Origin of the sequence: Microcystis sp. LE19-41.2A, from assembly GCF_027530405.1 — a bacterium.
Classification (GTDB): domain Bacteria; phylum Cyanobacteriota; class Cyanobacteriia; order Cyanobacteriales; family Microcystaceae; genus Microcystis; species Microcystis aeruginosa.
In genome coordinates this window covers 1-17,197 of the sequence record NZ_JAPZQJ010000601.1, presented here as the reverse complement: position 1 = coordinate 17,197, position 17,197 = coordinate 1, and the positions used below count along the sequence as shown (strand labels likewise).

The 17,197-nt window shown below is 44.7% G+C and carries 18 protein-coding genes; 8 read left to right on the top strand and 10 right to left on the bottom strand.

Annotation, left to right across the window (positions count from 1 at the left end):
• Both O9290_RS25095 and O9290_RS25090 read left to right on the top strand, forming a co-directional pair.
• Positions 1-1,462, top strand: a 1,462-nt coding sequence (locus O9290_RS25095) for a WD40 repeat domain-containing serine/threonine-protein kinase (RefSeq protein WP_288087647.1), incomplete at its 5' end; no start/stop codon positions are given.
• 394 nt (positions 1,463-1,856) lie between these two features.
• Positions 1,857-2,051, top strand: coding sequence for a type II toxin-antitoxin system VapB family antitoxin (locus O9290_RS25090; protein WP_002752171.1), 195 nt, complete (start codon positions 1,857-1,859; stop codon positions 2,049-2,051).
• Positions 2,052-2,161: 110 nt separating this feature from the next.
• Here O9290_RS25090 and O9290_RS25085 read toward each other — a convergent pair whose 3' ends face one another.
• From O9290_RS25085 to O9290_RS25070, 4 genes are read right to left on the bottom strand one after another with little or no spacing between them, the layout of a single operon-like run.
• Entirely contained in the window at positions 2,162-2,770 is a 609-nt protein-coding gene (locus O9290_RS25085) for a PIN domain-containing protein (protein ID WP_002752169.1), read from the bottom strand.
• Positions 2,767-3,246, bottom strand: coding sequence for a hypothetical protein (locus O9290_RS25080; RefSeq protein WP_008207308.1), 480 nt, complete (start codon positions 3,244-3,246; stop codon positions 2,767-2,769). The genes O9290_RS25085 and O9290_RS25080 overlap by 4 nt, the downstream gene beginning before the upstream one ends.
• 20 nt (positions 3,247-3,266) lie before the next feature.
• Positions 3,267-3,620, bottom strand: a complete 354-nt coding sequence (locus tag O9290_RS25075; protein WP_002758608.1) for a DUF5615 family PIN-like protein — start codon at positions 3,618-3,620, stop codon at positions 3,267-3,269.
• Complete coding sequence (locus O9290_RS25070; RefSeq protein WP_002758607.1) at positions 3,617-3,853, bottom strand: DUF433 domain-containing protein; 237 nt, start codon at positions 3,851-3,853, stop codon at positions 3,617-3,619. The genes O9290_RS25075 and O9290_RS25070 overlap by 4 nt, the downstream gene beginning before the upstream one ends.
• A gap of 228 nt (positions 3,854-4,081) precedes the next feature.
• On the opposite strand from O9290_RS25070, the gene O9290_RS28325 reads away from it, so the two are divergent.
• The gene (locus O9290_RS28325) at positions 4,082-4,222 is read left to right on the top strand and encodes a hypothetical protein (protein WP_002758606.1); all 141 of its coding nucleotides are present in this window, start codon (positions 4,082-4,084) and stop codon (positions 4,220-4,222) included.
• A gap of 69 nt (positions 4,223-4,291) precedes the next feature.
• Here O9290_RS28325 and dxs read toward each other — a convergent pair whose 3' ends face one another.
• From dxs to O9290_RS25040, 6 genes are all read right to left on the bottom strand, one after another.
• On the bottom strand, positions 4,292-6,202 hold the full coding sequence (dxs, locus tag O9290_RS25065; protein WP_288055545.1) for a 1-deoxy-D-xylulose-5-phosphate synthase: 1,911 nt from the start codon (positions 6,200-6,202) through the stop codon (positions 4,292-4,294).
• Positions 6,203-6,275: 73 nt separating this feature from the next.
• Positions 6,276-7,046: a nickel pincer cofactor biosynthesis protein LarB gene (gene larB, locus O9290_RS25060; RefSeq protein WP_002758604.1), complete on the bottom strand. Its 771-nt coding sequence runs from the start codon at positions 7,044-7,046 to the stop codon at positions 6,276-6,278.
• Positions 7,047-7,048: 2 nt separating this feature from the next.
• A complete protein-coding gene (locus O9290_RS25055; protein WP_288087645.1) occupies positions 7,049-7,282 on the bottom strand; it encodes a hypothetical protein in 234 nt (77 codons plus the stop codon).
• A 5-nt stretch (positions 7,283-7,287) separates the two neighbouring features.
• Positions 7,288-9,036 (bottom strand): ribonuclease J, encoded by a 1,749-nt coding sequence (locus O9290_RS25050; protein WP_002758603.1) that lies wholly within the window; start codon positions 9,034-9,036, stop codon positions 7,288-7,290.
• Between the two features lie 237 nt (positions 9,037-9,273).
• Positions 9,274-10,164, bottom strand: a complete 891-nt coding sequence (dapA, locus tag O9290_RS25045; protein ID WP_002758601.1) for a 4-hydroxy-tetrahydrodipicolinate synthase — start codon at positions 10,162-10,164, stop codon at positions 9,274-9,276.
• A 543-nt stretch (positions 10,165-10,707) separates the two neighbouring features.
• Complete coding sequence (locus tag O9290_RS25040; protein WP_288055425.1) at positions 10,708-11,745, bottom strand: aspartate-semialdehyde dehydrogenase; 1,038 nt, start codon at positions 11,743-11,745, stop codon at positions 10,708-10,710.
• A 324-nt stretch (positions 11,746-12,069) separates the two neighbouring features.
• Between O9290_RS25040 and tig the strand changes: the two genes are divergently transcribed.
• The 5 genes from tig to O9290_RS25015 all read left to right on the top strand — a co-directional run bounded on the left by tig (position 12,070) and on the right by O9290_RS25015 (position 16,824).
• On the top strand, positions 12,070-13,467 hold the full coding sequence (gene tig, locus O9290_RS25035; protein ID WP_288055424.1) for a trigger factor: 1,398 nt from the start codon (positions 12,070-12,072) through the stop codon (positions 13,465-13,467).
• 247 nt (positions 13,468-13,714) lie between these two features.
• A complete protein-coding gene (clpP, locus tag O9290_RS25030; RefSeq protein ID WP_002736918.1) occupies positions 13,715-14,416 on the top strand; it encodes an ATP-dependent Clp endopeptidase proteolytic subunit ClpP in 702 nt (233 codons plus the stop codon).
• A 7-nt stretch (positions 14,417-14,423) separates the two neighbouring features.
• Positions 14,424-15,758, top strand: a complete 1,335-nt coding sequence (gene clpX / locus O9290_RS25025) for an ATP-dependent protease ATP-binding subunit ClpX (protein ID WP_002758596.1) — start codon at positions 14,424-14,426, stop codon at positions 15,756-15,758.
• 21 nt (positions 15,759-15,779) lie between these two features.
• On the top strand, positions 15,780-15,989 hold the full coding sequence (locus O9290_RS25020) for a hypothetical protein (RefSeq protein ID WP_002752152.1): 210 nt from the start codon (positions 15,780-15,782) through the stop codon (positions 15,987-15,989).
• Positions 15,967-16,824 (top strand): alpha/beta fold hydrolase, encoded by an 858-nt coding sequence (locus O9290_RS25015; RefSeq protein ID WP_002758594.1) that lies wholly within the window; start codon positions 15,967-15,969, stop codon positions 16,822-16,824. The genes O9290_RS25020 and O9290_RS25015 overlap by 23 nt, the downstream gene beginning before the upstream one ends.
• The last annotated feature ends 373 nt before the right edge of the window (positions 16,825-17,197 follow it).

Genomic DNA, 17,197 nt, shown 5'->3' with positions numbered 1-17,197 from the left:
GATTAATTTAGAACAGTGGCTAAAGCAGTATGATAAGTTAAGTCAAAAACGAGCCTTAAAATGGCTGAGAGAAATTACTTTAATTCTCGATAAAATTCATCAACAGAATTGGCTGCATCGAGATATTAAACCCCCTAATATCATGCTGCGGAATAGTGGCGAGTTGGTGTTAATTGATTTTGGGACAGCAAGGGAAGAAACCCAAACCTATCATCAAAAGGTAAAAGGTCAACAGGTAACAGGTATTACCTCAGCCGGATATACAGCCAATGAACAACAACATGGTCAAGCGGTGATTCAATCAGACTTTCATGCTTTAGGACGAACTTTTGTGCATTTATTAACGGGAAAACATCCCTTAGAAATTTATGATCCGATTAATGATGTTTTACCTTGGCGAGAAGAAACGGAAAATATTCACCCGTTATTGTTGGATTTTATTGATGAGTTGATGGGAAGATTGCCAAAGAATAGACCGGCTAATACTAGGGTTATTTTACAACGTTTAGATCAGATTGAACGGCAATTAAAGTTACCTCCTATAACTCCTAATAGACCATCTCCACCACCACCAAATCCGCAGCCTGTTGTAACTCAAAAACAATCGCCAGTTATTCCTAAGATTAATCCTTCTCCGCCGGTTTCACCCGTAGCTGTACCCAAAAAAACACCAGCACAACCGGTTAAAAATAATAATCAGAGAAATGGATTAATAGCACTCAGTGGCGTTTTGTTATTAGGAGTAGGAATAACGCAAGCTTACGGTTATTTTAAATATGAAAAGTTTCCTGCTAGTCCTCAATTATTAATATCTGATTTATCTAGTCTTCGCTTCTTAGATAAAAGCCTAACTGGTCATTCTGACTCAGTTCAATCAGTAGTATATAGTCCCGATGGACGCTATTTAGCTAGTGGGAGTTGGGACAATACTATCAAAATTTGGGAGGTAGCAACGGGAAAAGAATTGCGTACCCTTACTGGTCATTCTCGCGGGGTTGAGTCAGTGGTATATAGTCCCGATGGCCGCTATTTAGCTAGTGGTAGTTGGGACAATACTATCAAAATTTGGGAAGTAGCAACCGGAAAACAATTGCGTACTCTTACTGGTCATTCTGATGTGGTTAGGTCAGTGGTATATAGTCCCGATGGCCGCTATTTAGCTAGTGGTAGTAGTGACAAAACTATCAAAATTTGGGAGGTAGCAACTGAAAGAGAATTGCGTACCCTTACTGGTCATTCTGGTAGTGTTTATTCAGTGGTATATAGTCCCGATGGCCGCTATTTAGCTAGTGGTAGTTGGGACAATACTATCAAAATTTGGGAGGTGGCAACTGAAAGAGAATTGCGTACCCTTACTGGTCATTCTAAGGTGGTTTGGTCAGTAGTATATAGTCCCGATGGACGCTATTTAGCTAGTGGGAGTTGGGACAATACTATCAAAATTTGGCGGGTGGGACAGTAAACTTGTGTTGGGGGTGACAGCAATAACTTTTGTCTATCAAAAATGAGCGACGCTTGCGGGAAACTGCACCGATGTCTTTAAAAATGTTGGGTTTTGGATCAAATTATTGAATCGAGCAGTTTTCTACTAAATAGGGTATGCGGCAAAAAGTACGGGCGAAGCATTCGGATAGAAAATCTACAGTTTCACCGATAGGTTATTGTCCGAATGCTTCGCCCCTACAGGACGCGGGCCGATAAAGACGCAAGATTTTGAACGACGATTCTCTCACAATCTTGCACCTGTGGGAGCGAGAAAAGCCACAAAATCTCTACCTTGCTTACATCTCACATTTATTCAGCAAACCCTATATAATGTGTATATTAACAATCTACTATACACAACTAGGGATAGGATGATGACTAACATTATCATTGATGACCAACTCATGGCTGATGCTCTTAAAGCTACTGGTTTAAAGACTAAACAAGAAGTTGTTGAATTGGGTCTTAAGACTTTGATTCGGCTCAAACAACAGGAGAAAATTAAAGCCTTTAAAGGTAAGCTTAAATGGGAAGGAAACCTTGAGGAAATGAGGCACAATCAATGATTCTTACGATGTCGTTAAAGAATGTTGGGTTTCGCTCAAATTATTGAATCGAGCAGTTTTCTCCTAAGTATTAAAGCGCTCAACTCAACCGAAAAGCTTGATCTCAGCTACTAGGACGATAACTGCGACTGAAGAAAACTGTAACCACGATCAAATCGGGGAATCATCCTACAGTTGAATTGATTCAGTTCTTCAACAATGTCAGGACTATCAAAGTCTTTTGAGTTTCGATTCAAAAAACACGCCTGCTGTGGCTGATAACGTCGTAAATGATGAAGTACCGAGGCATAGACAAGAGCATCTTGTGGCGTTAAATCATATATCTTTTCATAAGATGCTGCTTCGATTAAAATATCAGCAGTAAGTGCCACAATTTCTCCTACCTTGAGGAGGCGTTCTCGATATTTATTAAAACGATGTCGTTCTTCTTCATTGCTTTGCACCATTAAACTAGCAATATCTTGAATACTCTTGATCCGACTTGCATAAGAAGCTGTGCGTGAAAGTTGACGTAACTCAGTATCTAGTAACTGTTGAAGTTCCCGACGACTCTTTGCTTGACGAGTCAGTTTTTCGTGAGGTTCAGCTAGACTATATGCTGGAATAATTAGTTTGGCTTGTCCTGTTTCACAAAGTTGCAGAATCTGCTCACAGCTTAGACACTGCTCTTGCTCGAAGGTTAGCTCTAAAACAAAATTTGTTTCAACATAGATATTCACGCCGCTGCCTCACGCTGAAATTTTCCCCCAGCTAAAGCAGCATACAACCCTGAATCAATCAACCAACGCTGAGAATCATCGAGAGCTTCAGGCGGCTTTTCAGAATAAATAATCTCTCCCAACCAAGAAGCAACAATTAGTTCAAGACTTTGCCTACTAATTTGGTCATTCGTTACCCCTGCTCGTTGAAAATAAGGCTGAAGAATGGGACTGGCATCAATCATATAACTAGGTTCACTCTGCTCCTGAAAAGCCCCAACATTACTCCATAAGTAAAATCTGTCAGGAAAGACCAGCAAAAAATAGGGAGCCTTGGCAAAAGTACCGTGTGCCAGAATATTGCGTCGGAGTTTTGCCGCCCATTCTTGGGATACGTTGGTTTTGCACTTGACCTCAACCACAAGAGCGAGTTGACCATTGCGGTTATTAACTGCTAAATCCCAGCCAGAAGCCATAAGATGAACTGATGAAACCATACACAGCACCCCGCGTAAAATTATTGATGAACGATGATTGAGTTGCGACTCATTTCTATTAAGGAATGTTGAGTAAAAAGTGCTTTTATTTGGGGTAGATTATTCTGAAATAATGCTTCTAATTCAACATTCGTAATGTTACCCGTAGTCACTAGCAGAAGCTTATAAGGTTCTTGATTAATCAAAAATGAATCGAGAAAATCTGTGTCTTTGGTAATAACAATACGATTTTGTTTAATTGAAAGAGCGTTAATTTCTGTATCTGTCGTGGCATTTTGTTGGGGTAAATCTTTAGTATGAATTGTATCATGACCAGCAGCTTGCAAAAAACGGGCTAAACGAACTGGCAATTGGGCATCGACTAAAAAGTTCATGGTGCAATTTGGTAGATGCTTTTTACCTGAGTTAATCGAGTGGCAAACAATAACGCCGCTAGAATATCCTCCCGTTCCAAATCATCGTAGTCGGCTAAAATATCTTCGATACTCATGCCAGAACTAAGTAATTCTAGGATAAATTCAACAGGATAACGCAATCCTCGAAGGCAAGGTTTGCCATGACAGATATTTAAATCGAGTGTGATTCGCTGCCAAAGTTGGTTTTCCATAGGTAATTCAGTTGCTTGTAATCGTCCAATCTTCTCTCCGCCTACTTCTACTATGCACAATTCTGTCTTTAAGTCAAGTTACTTTACAAAACTTCAAGCAATTTCTTGACAAAATTTAACCTTTTTTCTCATTTTTGAACCCTCACAAATTAATTATGCAAGGGGTTTAATCTACTATACACAACTAGGGATACTACGAGAACTAACACTGTCATTGATGACCAACTCATGGCTGATGCTCTTAAAGCTACTGGACTCTCTTATTCTTTGTGTGATAAATTTAACTTATATAGTAGTGATCGATCTTTGTGTCCTTTGTGTCTCTGTGGTTCGTTCCCCTCACTATTTATTTCCGGCAGTCTTCATTGACTATCTAGACCAAAAAAAACCAGTCTTCCCTAATTTTTCGGGAAAACTGGCCAAGCTAATCTTGAGATTTTAACCGACGTTAGCGGTTTGTTTTTGGCTAAAAAATGCCGCTAAAACCTGTTGGGCAATCTGGGGACTGGTTAAACCCAAATCAGCGAAGGATTCCTCTGGTGTTGCGTGGTCCACTAATTTATCGGGAACCCCGAAACGCTTGACCGGAACTAGAATATTAGCATCCTGTAAAGCTTCCAAAACCGCAGAACCAAAACCACCCATCAAACAACCTTCTTCTAAAGTCACCACTTTACCAAGACGTTGGGCAAGGGGAAAGATAAGTTCTGTATCAAGGGGCTTGACAAAACGAGCATTAACCACTGTGGCTTCGATGCCGTGTTCGCTGAGGATTTCGGCCACCTGTAGGGAAGTGTTGACCATCGTGCCGTATCCCAACAGGAGAATATCATCGCCACTGCGGAGAATTTCGCCCTTACCGATGGGTAAAGCTTCCCAACCCTCTTCCATCAGGGGAACCCCTAAACCGTTGCCCCGGGGGTAACGCATGGCAATGGGGCCGCTGGTATGATTAATCCCCGTCACCACCATTCTTTGCAGTTCCGCCTCATCTTTCGGGGCCATAATGGTCATATTGGGGATACAACGCAGATAGGCGATATCGTACATCCCTTGGTGGGTCGGTCCATCGGCCCCGACAATACCGGCCCGGTCCATGCAGAAGAAAACCGGTAGATTTTGAATGCAGATATCATGAATAATCTGATCAAAAGCCCGCTGCAGGAAAGTAGAGTAAATAGTGACAACCGGGCGCATTCCTTCGCAAGCAAGACCACCAGCGAGAGTAACGGCGTGTTGTTCGGCAATTCCCACATCGATGTACTGTTTCGGCAGTTTTGCCTGAAATTTATCTAATCCTGTCCCCGTGGCCATGGCGGCGGTGATACCGATAATGCGCGGGTCATTTTCCGCTAATTTAGTGAGAGTATGCCCGAAAACTTTGGAATAAGCGGGAGGTTTCGGTTTACTGGAGGGAATCGGTTTACCCGTGGCTAAATTAAAGGGATTTTGGGCATGATAACCCACTTGATCTTTTTCGGCTAATTCGTAGCCTTTGCCTTTAACGGTGGCAACGTGGACGAAAACCGGTCCGTGGACCTTATGGGCCTGTTTAAAAGTGGCGATTAATTCGGGAATATTATGACCATCAATCGGGCCAAAATATTTAAAGCCCAATTCCTCAATCACTGCGCCGACTTTGGGAACTGCTAACCGTTTCATTCCTTCTTTGACTCGTTCCATTTCGGGAGTGAGGGAGTCACCGAAAAAGGGTAGATTTTTAAATTGTTCTTCGAGATTATCGGCGATAAACTGGACGGGTTCGCTCAGACGAACTTTATTGAGATAGCGGGAAATTGCCCCGACGTTGGGGGAAATGGACATCTCGTTATCGTTGAGGATAACCATGATGTTGGTGTTCGGTAAATGTCCAGCATGGTTAATCGCCTCTAGGGCCATACCCCCGGTTAAAGCGCCGTCCCCGATGATCGATACCACCTTGAAATCTTCCCCCTTGGCATCCCGGGCTAAAGCCATTCCTAACCCCGCAGAAATGCTCGTGGAGGCGTGTCCAGCCCCAAAATGGTCAAATTTGCTCTCGCAACGTTTTAGATAGCCCGCAACGCCGTTTTTTTGGCGCAGGGTGTGAAAATCGTTATAGCGACCGGTAAGGAGTTTGTGCGGATAAGCTTGGTGTCCCACGTCCCAAAGGACTTTATCTCGATCGAGATCGAGGGTTTGGTAAAGGGCGATCGTTAGTTCTACGACTCCTAACCCCGGTCCTAAATGTCCACCGGTAGCGGCGATCGTCTGGAGGTGTTTTTCGCGAATCTGACGGGCAATATCTTCTAATTGACGGAGTGATAAACCATGTAACTGGTTGGGATGAGTAATTTCACTTAGGTGCATATCGGCTTCTTTTTCAAAGTAGTTTATCCCTATACCAACTGTATAGGATTTCCAGTCTGAGATGAGTAAAAATCTAAGCTAATCTGGCCGCCGTGCGTAAAATTTGGCCGGCTAACATGGCAGCCCCAAAACCATTATCTATATTAACCACACCGATGCCGACCGCGCAGGAATTGAGCATAGTTAACAAAGGAGCAATACCACCGAAACTGGTTCCGTAACCGATACTGGTGGGAACGGCGATCACCGGGCGATCAACTAATCCTGCTACCACACTTGGTAAGGCTCCTTCCATTCCCGCAACAACAATTAACACATCGGCAGCATCCAGTAGATGGCGATGATTCAAGAGGCGATGAATTCCCGCTACTCCCACATCCCAAAGACGCTGCACGGAAAAACCGCATAATTGAGCAGTAACCGCCGCCTCCTCCGCTACGGGAATATCGGCAGTTCCCGCCGTTAGGATGGAAATTATCCCTTTTGGGGGATTTTCTGGGGCAGCTGCGGCAATGGCACAGATGCGGGCTAAGGGATAATAAACTAAGTCTGTCACCTGTTCCTGTAGCTGGGCTGCTATCTCTGCTTCAATGCGGGTGGCCATAACCACGGGACTATTTTGACGCAAAACATTGATAATTTGGGCGATTTGAGCGGTGGTTTTACCCGGCCCCCAGATAACCTCCGGAAATCCCGTTCTTAGTTGACGATGATGGTCAATCTTAGCGAAGTCTTCCACCGGTTCAAAGGCTAGATGTTTAAGTTTATCTAAGGCTGTCTCCGGGTTAATTTCTCCCCTGGCAACGGCGGTCAGCAGCGATCGCAAATCGGCAGCATGGAACATGGTCAGTTATCAATGGGAAGTGGGGTGCGGGGTGTGGGGTGTGGGGTGTGGGGTGTGGGGTGTGGGGAAGTGGGAGAGTGGGGAAGTGGGGAAGTGGGGAAGTGGGGAAGTGGGGAAGTGGGGAAGTGGGGGGATGGGAAGGATAAATAAAAATAATCTCCTGTCTCCTGTCTCGGAGTCTCCTGTCTGGGAGTCTCCTGTCTGGGAGTCTCCTGTCTGGGAGTCTCCTGTCCCACTGCTATTAGGAGGCCATGGTAGCTGCGGGACGGCGGCGGCGATAAGTACGATTGTTCGCTGGTTCCGTTGCCGCCGCTTGCAGGAGAAAAATCACTAGGGGTTGACTCTGTAACTCCCGTTTGATTAAACGTTGCAAAGTCGTCTCGATTTCGGCCCGCAAACCGGCCCAATCCGGGGACCCCGTGGCGGTTTTAAATTCACCGATGCGATCGCTTAAACAGCGTTCGATCGCCCGAATAATTAGCTGATTCAGCAGCGGGATTTCCACTTTTGTCACCACACCGCGCAAATTAATCTCTGGGGGTGCGCTTAATTGTCCCTCACTGTTAACGAAGGATGCGATCGTAATCACACCATCTTCGGCTAACTGTTGTCTTTCCTGCATAATGTGTTCGTGAACCACACCCGCTTGATCGACTAACTCGATTCCCGAAGGCACTGGTGTGCCAAGTCCAATGCGATCGCTAGTTAACTCGATCGTGTCACCATTTTTGACAATTACCATATTTTCGGCGGGAATCCCCATACTTTGGGCCATCTGAGCGTGTTTGACCAGCATTCGGTGTTCTCCATGCACTGGCACAAAAAACTTCGGCCGCGTCAAAGATAGCATCAATTTATGGTCTTCTTGGGAACCATGGCCGGAAACGTGAATTCCCTTATCGCGTCCGTAAACTACGTTAGCACCCTGCATCATCAGGCGATCAATTGTATTGACCACAGCGATCGTATTACCCGGAATCGGATTAGCGGAAAAGACAATCGTATCCCCCTGACGCGCACGAATATGAGGATGTTCACCCTTAGAAATCCGCGTCATGGCCGCTAAAGGTTCCCCCTGGGATCCTGTGGTTAAAATGACGATTTTATCATCAGCTAAATTGCGGGTCGCTTTCAGGGGTTCAAATATATCGTCGGGACATTTTATATACCCCAAATTGCGCGCATGAGCGATGACATTTAACATCGATCGACCCACTACCACCACTTTCCGGTTAAATTTCTGGGCCAATTTCAACACCAGATTAATCCGATGCACTGAGGAGGCAAAGGTAGTGATCATAATCCGTCCCGTTGCTTGGTTAAAAACCCGCTCTAACCCGGGATAAACGGAAGCTTCCGAAGGAGTATAACCGGGTACTTCCGCGTTAGTGGAATCACTCAATAAACATAGCACCCCTTTCTCGCCATGTTCGGCAATTTTTTGTAGATCAAAGAATTCGCCATCCACGGGAGTATGGTCAATTTTAAAATCTCCTGTGTGAATAACTACCCCTAAAGGAGTGTGAATTGCTACACAAAAACTATCGGCGATCGAGTGGGTATTGCGGATATATTCCACCATGAAAGATTTACCTAAACGCACCATTTGCCGGGGAACTACGGTTTCTAATTTGGTACGATTTGCTAATCCTGCTTCTTCCAATTTATCCCGCAATAAAGCCATCGCTAGATGCGGACCGTAGATAATTGGTACATCAAATTGTTTGAGATGGTAGGGAATGCCACCGATATGATCTTCGTGACCGTGGGTGACGATCATACCCTTAATTTTATGGCGATTTTCTCTTAGATAAGTCATATCGGGAAGCACTACATTGACCCCGTGCATATCATCGGAAGGAAAAGCTAAACCGGCATCCAGGAGAATAATCTCATCATCGTACTCAAAAACACAGGTGTTTTTGCCGATTTCGTGTAGTCCTCCTAGGGGAATGATCTTTAGTTTTGCTTGGGTTTTATCTTGATTCATTAGGTGTCCTTTGATGGTAAGTTATGGTGATTTTTCAGGTGGTTTTTTTGGACGGGAAATCTCAAAAAATGAATAGTTAGAACAATTCTTGCTAGGAAAATAATACCTAGCTAAACTCACTTATATCAATACTTTCTAGCCGTTCTAAACTATATTTTTTTCTAGTTAAGCTATTAACATTATAACCTATTTCTCGAAAAAATCCTAGTTTAGTGAGCCAAATTTTCTAGTATTTTTCTAGATTAAAGCCAATTCTTGCATAACTTTTGCTAATCCTTCTTCTAACTCGGGACTTAGGGAACATAAAGGAAGTCTTAGACCCCCCACTTCCCAACCGACTAGATTTAAGGCCGCTTTAATTGGAATTGGATTAGTGGCACAGAATAAACCTTTAAACAGGGGAAATAATTTCAAATTAATCTCGATCGCTTTGGCCGCATCTCCAGTTAAGAAAGCTTGAATCATTCCTTGGATTTCTTCTCCCACTAGATGACTAGCAACACTGACCACTCCCACCGCACCACAGGTCATCAGGGGTAAGGTGAGAAAATCATCGCCGGAATAAATAGCGAAATTTTCAGGAGTATGACAGTAAATCTTACAGGTTTGTTCTAAATTACCACTAGCTTCTTTTACCGCCACAATATTATCAACTGCTGCCAGTTTAATAATCGTTTCTGGGGTCATATTTTGACCCGTGCGACCAGGTATATTATAAAGCATTACTGGCAGATCGGGACAAGCTTTGGCAATGGCGCAAAAATGCTCATATAAACCCTCTTGGGGAGGTTTATTGTAGTAGGGAACCACTTGTAAAGAACCATCTAAACCCAGTTTAGCAGCCTGTTGGGTCGCTTCGATCGCTTCGGAAGTGCAATTAGAACCCGTCCCCGCAATCACTTTTCCCCGACCATTAACCGCTTTTTTGACAATACTAAATAGTTCGTATTCTTCCTGCCAACTTAGGGTGGGTGATTCTCCCGTCGTCCCACAGACCACTATACCATCGCTACCGTGGGTAACTAGATAATCGGCCAATTTTTCCACCAGGGCATAATTAACTTGACCCTCGACGGTGAAGGGTGTCACCATCGCCGTAATTACTCGTCCAAAATATGTTTCACTCATTGATCAGTTATCAGTTATCAGTTATCAGTTATCAGTTATCAGTTATCAGTTATCAACTTCTGAAGGCAAGAGGCAAAAGAAAGAATCTGGCAATCCTCCTAAGTAGGGAGGCACAATTAGTTATTTGTAGGATGGTTTAGCGGTAGCGTAACATAATCAGGCGTTGGGTTTCATGCTTCAACCCAACCTACGTTCATCTTATATTTAATTCCACCCACCCACTTAATTATTTGTAGGATGGGTTAGCGGTGGCGTAACATAATCGGGCGTTGGGTTTCATGCTTCAACCCAACCTACGTTCTAGTTAACCTCTTGCATAATTAATTTTTGAGGATTCAAAAACGGCAAAAATAAGGATTAAATTGCCTAAAGTCTGTAAATAGACCATTTAATTGATTATTACTCATTCTTAATCCTCCTGACTACTGACTACTGACTACTGACTACTGACTACTGACTCCTAACCCTAACAACAATTTTTGATTTTTACCAGAGGTCTAGTTATTATCGCCTTGATCTAGCTGATGGCTGATAGCTTAATTATCAAACTGTTGCTAATCTTGAACCGACGAGATTTTTCTTGACTAAAAGTTCCGCAATTTGCACGGCATTTAAAGCCGCACCCTTGCGAATTTGATCGCCGCATAGCCACAATTCTAGACCGTTAGGATGGGAGATATCTTGACGAATGCGTCCCACTAATACTTCATCGCGACCGGTAGCATCAATTGGCATGGGAAAATAATTAGCGTCCCAATCTTCCACTAATTTTACCCCCGGAGCGGACTGAAGAATTTCTCTAGCCTTCACCACAGAAAAAGGCCGACTAAATTCTAGGTTAACCGATTCCGAATGGGCGCGCAGGACGGGAACCCGTACACAGGTGGCACTAACCCGCAGCTCTGGACAAGCAAAAATCTTGCGGGTTTCGTTGACCATTTTCATTTCTTCCTCGCAGTACCCCTGACCATTAATCGGGGTATTGTGGGGAAAAAGATTAAAAGCGAGGGGATAGGGGAAGGAATTAGTGGGAGGTTGCCGATGCTCAAGAATTGCTTGTGCTTGCTGTTTTACTTCCTCCATGGCTCGCGCCCCAGCACCACTAGCGGACTGATAAGTAGAAACTACTACTCGCTCGATCGCCTGTACTTGGTGGAGAGGCCAGATCGCCACTCCTAAAAGAATTGTCGTACAGTTGGGATTAGCGATAATGCCCCGGTGATTGTCCACACTGTCGGGATTGATTTCCGGGACAACCAGAGGCACTTCGGGATTCATGCGAAAAGCGCTGGAGTTATCGATAATCGTCGCACCCGACTCGACAATAGTTTTCGCCCAAACTTTTGAGGTGGCTCCCCCCGCAGAAGCGAGAACGATATCCACGTCCTGAAAAGAGCGCTCGTTTACCGCTTCGATGAGGAGACTTTCGCCCTGAAAATCGAGGGTTTTTCCAGCAGAACGCTCGGAAGCCAGTAATTTTAGACTAGCGAGAGGGAATTGACGACTAGCTAATAACTCTAGTAATTCCGTTCCCACGGCCCCGGTGGCCCCTAAAATAGCGACCCGTACTTTTTGACTCAAATTGTGTAACCTCCTGACGAGTTGGGTGATGATAATGGTCTGAAGAAATCGTTACAGTAAAAAATCTTTTTTGTCCGCCGAGTTATTCTCAAGCTTGGATTGATCGGCTTTTGATCAGCAAAATTTTCTGATTGGGCTTAACTGCCCCAAGGACGGAATAAATTAAATATACCCCATTGACCGCTAAAATAAAAAGATTGTGACAGCTTGGGGAGCAACTGCAGCTATTCCCCTAGAATATCATGAGCGGGACGGATCCACCGCAGGCGTAAACACCGCTCACCCTATTATAAACGTTCCTTGTCGTAAGAGCTAGAAAAATCAATGAAAGTTATTCAGGAAAAGCTTCCTGCCAGTCAGATAGGTTTAGAAATTGAAATTCCCGCCGAAACCACGAAAAACACCCACGAGAAAGTGGTAAATAATTTAGCGAAGTCGGCCAATATACCCGGTTTTCGCCCCGGTAAGGTTCCCCGTCAGATTCTTCTGCAAAGATTGGGAACTAAAGCGGTAAAAGCGGCGGTAATTGAGGAATTAATCGAAAATTGCCTCGAATCTGCCCTAAAACAGGAGGGGATCCAGTCCCTGGGTAATCCCCAGCTATTGTCTCAGTTTGAGGATTTGATCGCTGCCTATGAACCGGGTAAAGCTTTGACTTTTTCAGTTTCCGTGGATGTGGCCCCGACAATTATTCTCGGAGATTACGAAAATCTGAGCGTTACTGCCGAAGAAACCGTTTATGATCCCGAATCCGTGGAAAATTGGTTTAAAGAGCGTCAAGAACAGTTAGCGACATTGGTTCCCGTGGAAGATCGCGGGGCGCAGCTGGGAGATGTGGCGATCGTTGATTATCGGGGAAAATCCGCCGAAACTGGCGAAGATATCCCGGATATTGACGGCGAAGATCTGCGGGTGGATATGGAAGCAGGACGCTTTATCGAGGGGATGGTGGAAGGAATTATCGGCATGAAACCGGAAGAAGTCAAAGAGATGACTTTAACTTTCCCAGAAGATTATCCGAAAGAGGATGTGGCAGCAAAAGCGGTAATCTTTACAATTACGATGAAAGAGTTAAAGGCAAAGGAATTACCAGAGCTTGACGACGATTTTGCCCAAGAAGTCAGCGATCAGGAAACAATCGCCGAATTAAGAGCAAGTTTAGAGAAACGTTTCCAAGAACAAGCGGAGAAGGAAACCAAAGAAAGCATTTATGACGCTTTAACCAAGGAATTGGTCAAGGGTGCGACTTTAGATTTACCGGAGACGCTGATCGAAAAGGAAGTGACGCATATTTTGACCCAAAGCTTCATGGAATTTCAACAAATGGGGCTAGATGTCAACCAGTTGTTTACAAAAGATAATATTCCCAAAATGCGGGAAAACACCCGTCCCGATGCGATCGAAAGTCTGAAAGAGACTCTCGTGGTGCAGGAATTGGCTAAAGTCGCCGGCATTGAAGTCAGTGCCGAAGCGGTAACGGAAAAAATCGCTAAAATCATGGTCCAATTGTCCGATCGCGACATAGATAGGCAGCGTCTGGAACAGGTGATCACCGAAGAAATGCTGGCAGAAAACACCCTGGAATGGCTGAAAGAAAAAGCTACTATCACCCTCGTCCCCAAAGGTTCCCTAGAGGAAGAAACAAGGGAGGATGAGGAAACGGAAGAAACCTTCGCATTCACCGAAGTGGAAGTGTTGGCAGCTGAGGCTGAGGAAGAATAACCGTAAGGAGTTAGCAGTCGTGTTGGGGTGTTGGGGTGTTAGGGTTTTAGGGTTTTGGGGTATTAGTTGAATTCCCCCATTCCCCCATTCCCCCATCTCCTGATAACTGATAACCGATTCCTGCCAACCGGGGGAAACTTAGGGCATAATAGATGGACAGAAGTGCTAAAGATGCTTAACATTGGCCAATAAAAGCTCCACAGCCAAGCAAAACCCCTAAGATTGTGATAGCGGAACCGAAAAAATTATGCTCGAATCGAGATCACCTGACTACCCAATTACCAGTAATTGTCGCCCTGCTATCTACGCCAACACGGGGAGAAACTCCCTAGCTAACGTTTTACCCGTGGTAATCGAACAGTCTGGCATGGGTGAACGGGCTTTTGATATCTATTCTCGACTCTTGCGCGAGAGAATTGTCTTTTTGGGAACTCCCGTCGATGATCAGGTCGCTGATTCGATCGTCGCCCAACTCCTCTACTTGGAGGCAGAAGATCCCGAAAAAGATATCCAACTCTATATCAACTCCCCCGGCGGTTCCGTTTATGCCGGACTAGCTATCTACGACACCATGCAACAAATTCGCCCCGACGTGGCGACAATTTGTTTCGGTTTAGCCGCTAGTATGGGAGCATTCCTGCTTTGTGGCGGCGCAGCAGGTAAACGGATGTCCCTACCCAGTAGCCGGATCATGATTCACCAACCCCTCGGCGGTGCCCAAGGTCAAGCTAGTGATATCGCCATCCAAGCCAAAGAGATCCTCTATATTAAACAGAGACTCAATACCATGCTGGCTCACCACACTGGTCAACCCTACGATCGCATCGCTAACGACACCGAACGGGACTTTTTCATGTCGGCCGTCGAAGCCAAAGAATATGGGTTAATCGATCTGGTGATTTCCCGTCCCGAACTGCCCGATCCTACCGTTCCCGTTACTTCCCTGTAAATAAACTATGTCTAAGTACGACTCCCACCTCAAGTGTTCATTTTGCGGCAAATCCCAGGAACAAGTGCGAAAATTAATCGCCGGGCCGGGGGTCTATATCTGTGACGAGTGTGTGGAACTGTGTAACGAAATTCTCGATGAGGAATTGATGGAACCGCCCAGTCCGGTCGCCCCAGTGGAGGAACGTCCCAACAAACGGCGATCGGGCCAAAACAAAACCACTTGGGAACAAATTCCCAAACCAAGAGAGATTAAAAAACACCTCGATGACTACGTTATTGGTCAAAATGAGGCGAAAAAAGTGCTTTCGGTGGCCGTTTATAACCATTACAAACGCCTCAAAGATATCCAAACCCAAAAAGCCGGTGGCGGTAGTCCAGAAGATAGCATCGAACTGCAAAAATCCAATATTCTGTTAATTGGTCCCACAGGATCGGGAAAAACCCTTCTAGCTCAAACTCTGGCTAAAATCCTCGATGTACCTTTTGCTGTCGCTGATGCCACCACTTTAACCGAGGCCGGTTATGTGGGGGAAGATGTGGAAAATATTCTCTTGCGTCTGTTACAAGTGGCAGATTTAGACGTGGAAGAAGCGCAGCGGGGCATTATCTACATCGATGAAATCGATAAAATTGCCCGTAAGAGCGAAAATACCTCGATTACCCGGGATGTGTCCGGAGAAGGGGTACAGCAAGCTTTACTGAAAATGTTAGAGGGAACGATCGCCAATGTTCCCCCCCAAGGCGGCCGCAAACACCCCTATCAGGATTGTATTCAGATTGACACCAGCAATATCCTGTTTATCTGCGGTGGGGCGTTTGTTGGTTTAGATAAGGTGATCGATCAGCGTCTCGGTAAAAAATCCATGGGCTTTATTCAACCGGGAGATAGCCAAGCTAGTAAGGATAAGGTGGCGGCAGGGTTATTAAAACAAATGACTCCCGATGATTTAGTCAAATTTGGCATGATTCCAGAGTTTGTCGGTCGGATTCCCATCCTAGCGGCCCTGTCACCCCTGGATGAGGAAGCTTTAATCGCTATCCTGACCCAACCCCGCAACGCTTTGGTGAAACAGTATCAAAAACTGTTGAAGATGGACAATGTACAGTTAGAGTTTAAATCTGATGCCGTACTAGCGATCGCCCAAGAGGCCTATCGTCGCAAAACCGGGGCCCGGGCCCTACGGGGTATTGTTGAGGAATTAATGCTCGATGTCATGTACGAATTGCCCTCGCGCAAGGACGTGAAACGATGTTTAATCACCCGCGAAATGGTGGAAAAACGTTCTACAGCGGATCTATTGGTTCATCCTTCCTCTCTACCCAGTCAAGAATCCGCTTAAGGGGAAAAATCGAGGTTAACCATGCTGAACACCGTTCCCGCGATCGTCAAAGAAGGCCGGATCGAACTCCTCGAATCTGTGCCGATTCCAGAGGGTACTAGGGTTTTAGTCACCCTTATCCCGGAGGAGACAAACTCGGATTTCTGGCAAAAAGTCAGCGAAACTGCACTGGCTAAGATTTGGGATAATCTGGAAGACGACATCTATCATGAAAACTCAAATAATCGATAAAACAATCACTGTTCGCGGTGTTCCCCACTATTACGAGTGGATTCGGCAATCGGAATCTGTTGAGAAAAAGCCGGTGATGGTGTTTATTCATGGTTGGGGAGGATCGGGACGCTATTGGCGATCAACTGCTGCGGCAATTTGCGATCGCTTTGATTGTTTATTGTACGATATGCGGGGTTTTGGTCGGTCTAAATTGCCGGAAAAATCCCCCGATCTTTCCTACGATTTAGAAGAATATGCCCTTGATTTGGCCTTGTTTTTAGATAGTTTGGAAATTGAAAAAATCTATCTCAATAGTCACTCTATGGGGGCATCGGTGGCGACTTTTTTTATTACTATGTACCCCGAAAGAGTGGTCAAAGCAGTTTTAACCTGTAATGGCATTTTTGAGTATAATAAAGCGGCTTTTGCTGCCTTCCATAAATTCGGTAAGTATGTGGTACAGTTTCGTTATGATTGGTTTTTAAAAGTACCTTTTGCCGATCGATTATTTATGGCGAGATTTTTGCATCGATCGATCCCAAAATCAGAAAGAATTGCTTTTTTAGAAGATTTTTTAGCGGCGGATTACGATGCCGTCCTAGGCACAATTTATACATCTGTGAGTAAAAAGGCAGTGGAAATTATGCCTGGTAAATTTGCTGAGATTAAGGTACCAACTCTTTTAGTATCAGGGGAAAAAGACATTATTATTCCTGCCAAAATGGGCAAAATGGCGGCGGATTTGAATAATAATATCCAGTATGTGGAGATGGCTAATACCGCTCACTTTCCCATGTTAGAAGATGCCCCTACTTATCTAAGAAAATTGCAAGATTTTTTAGAAATTAATTAGGGTTGGCTGAATAAAGCTAAAAACCTTGTTGGGTAAGACTTTTAGACTTTTTGTCAATCAAAAAGTACCATATCTGGGAGTGATCGGGGGGAAAATTCAGGGACTTTTTCCCTAAAAATTAGGTAATTGACCAGATGAAAAGCTGTAAAAACCTACACCCCACACCCCACACCCCACACCCCACACCCTGTCCCCACCAACAAACTTTTTGCCGCAAACCCTAATTAAGGCTTGCTGAATAAATCTAAAAACCTTGTTGGATAAGACTTTTGGACTTTTTTCCCCTCAAAAAGTACCAGATATGGGAGTGATCAGGGGGAAATTCAGGGACTTTTTCCCTGAAAATTAGGTAATTGACCCCCTCAAAATCGGT

Excerpts from the sequence above, each read along its gene's own strand:
- O9290_RS25070 (WP_002758607.1), bottom strand. The coding sequence starts at position 3,853 with ATGGAAAACCAACTTTGGCAGCGAATCACACTCGATTTAAATATCTGT.
- dxs (WP_288055545.1), bottom strand. The coding sequence starts at position 6,202 with ATGCACCTAAGTGAAATTACTCATCCCAACCAGTTACATGGTTTATCA.
- O9290_RS25050 (WP_002758603.1), bottom strand. The coding sequence starts at position 9,036 with ATGAATCAAGATAAAACCCAAGCAAAACTAAAGATCATTCCCCTAGGA.
- O9290_RS25075 (WP_002758608.1), bottom strand. The coding sequence starts at position 3,620 with ATGAACTTTTTAGTCGATGCCCAATTGCCAGTTCGTTTAGCCCGTTTT.
- clpP (WP_002736918.1), top strand. The coding sequence starts at position 13,715 with ATGCTCGAATCGAGATCACCTGACTACCCAATTACCAGTAATTGTCGC.
- larB (WP_002758604.1), bottom strand. The coding sequence starts at position 7,046 with ATGTTCCATGCTGCCGATTTGCGATCGCTGCTGACCGCCGTTGCCAGG.
- tig (WP_288055424.1), top strand. The coding sequence starts at position 12,070 with ATGAAAGTTATTCAGGAAAAGCTTCCTGCCAGTCAGATAGGTTTAGAA.
- clpX (WP_002758596.1), top strand. The coding sequence starts at position 14,424 with ATGTCTAAGTACGACTCCCACCTCAAGTGTTCATTTTGCGGCAAATCC.
- O9290_RS25020 (WP_002752152.1), top strand. The coding sequence starts at position 15,780 with ATGCTGAACACCGTTCCCGCGATCGTCAAAGAAGGCCGGATCGAACTC.
- O9290_RS25090 (WP_002752171.1), top strand. The coding sequence starts at position 1,857 with ATGATGACTAACATTATCATTGATGACCAACTCATGGCTGATGCTCTT.
- O9290_RS25080 (WP_008207308.1), bottom strand. The coding sequence starts at position 3,246 with ATGGTTTCATCAGTTCATCTTATGGCTTCTGGCTGGGATTTAGCAGTT.
- dapA (WP_002758601.1), bottom strand. The coding sequence starts at position 10,164 with ATGAGTGAAACATATTTTGGACGAGTAATTACGGCGATGGTGACACCC.
- O9290_RS28325 (WP_002758606.1), top strand. The coding sequence starts at position 4,082 with ATGGCTGATGCTCTTAAAGCTACTGGACTCTCTTATTCTTTGTGTGAT.
- O9290_RS25015 (WP_002758594.1), top strand. The coding sequence starts at position 15,967 with ATGAAAACTCAAATAATCGATAAAACAATCACTGTTCGCGGTGTTCCC.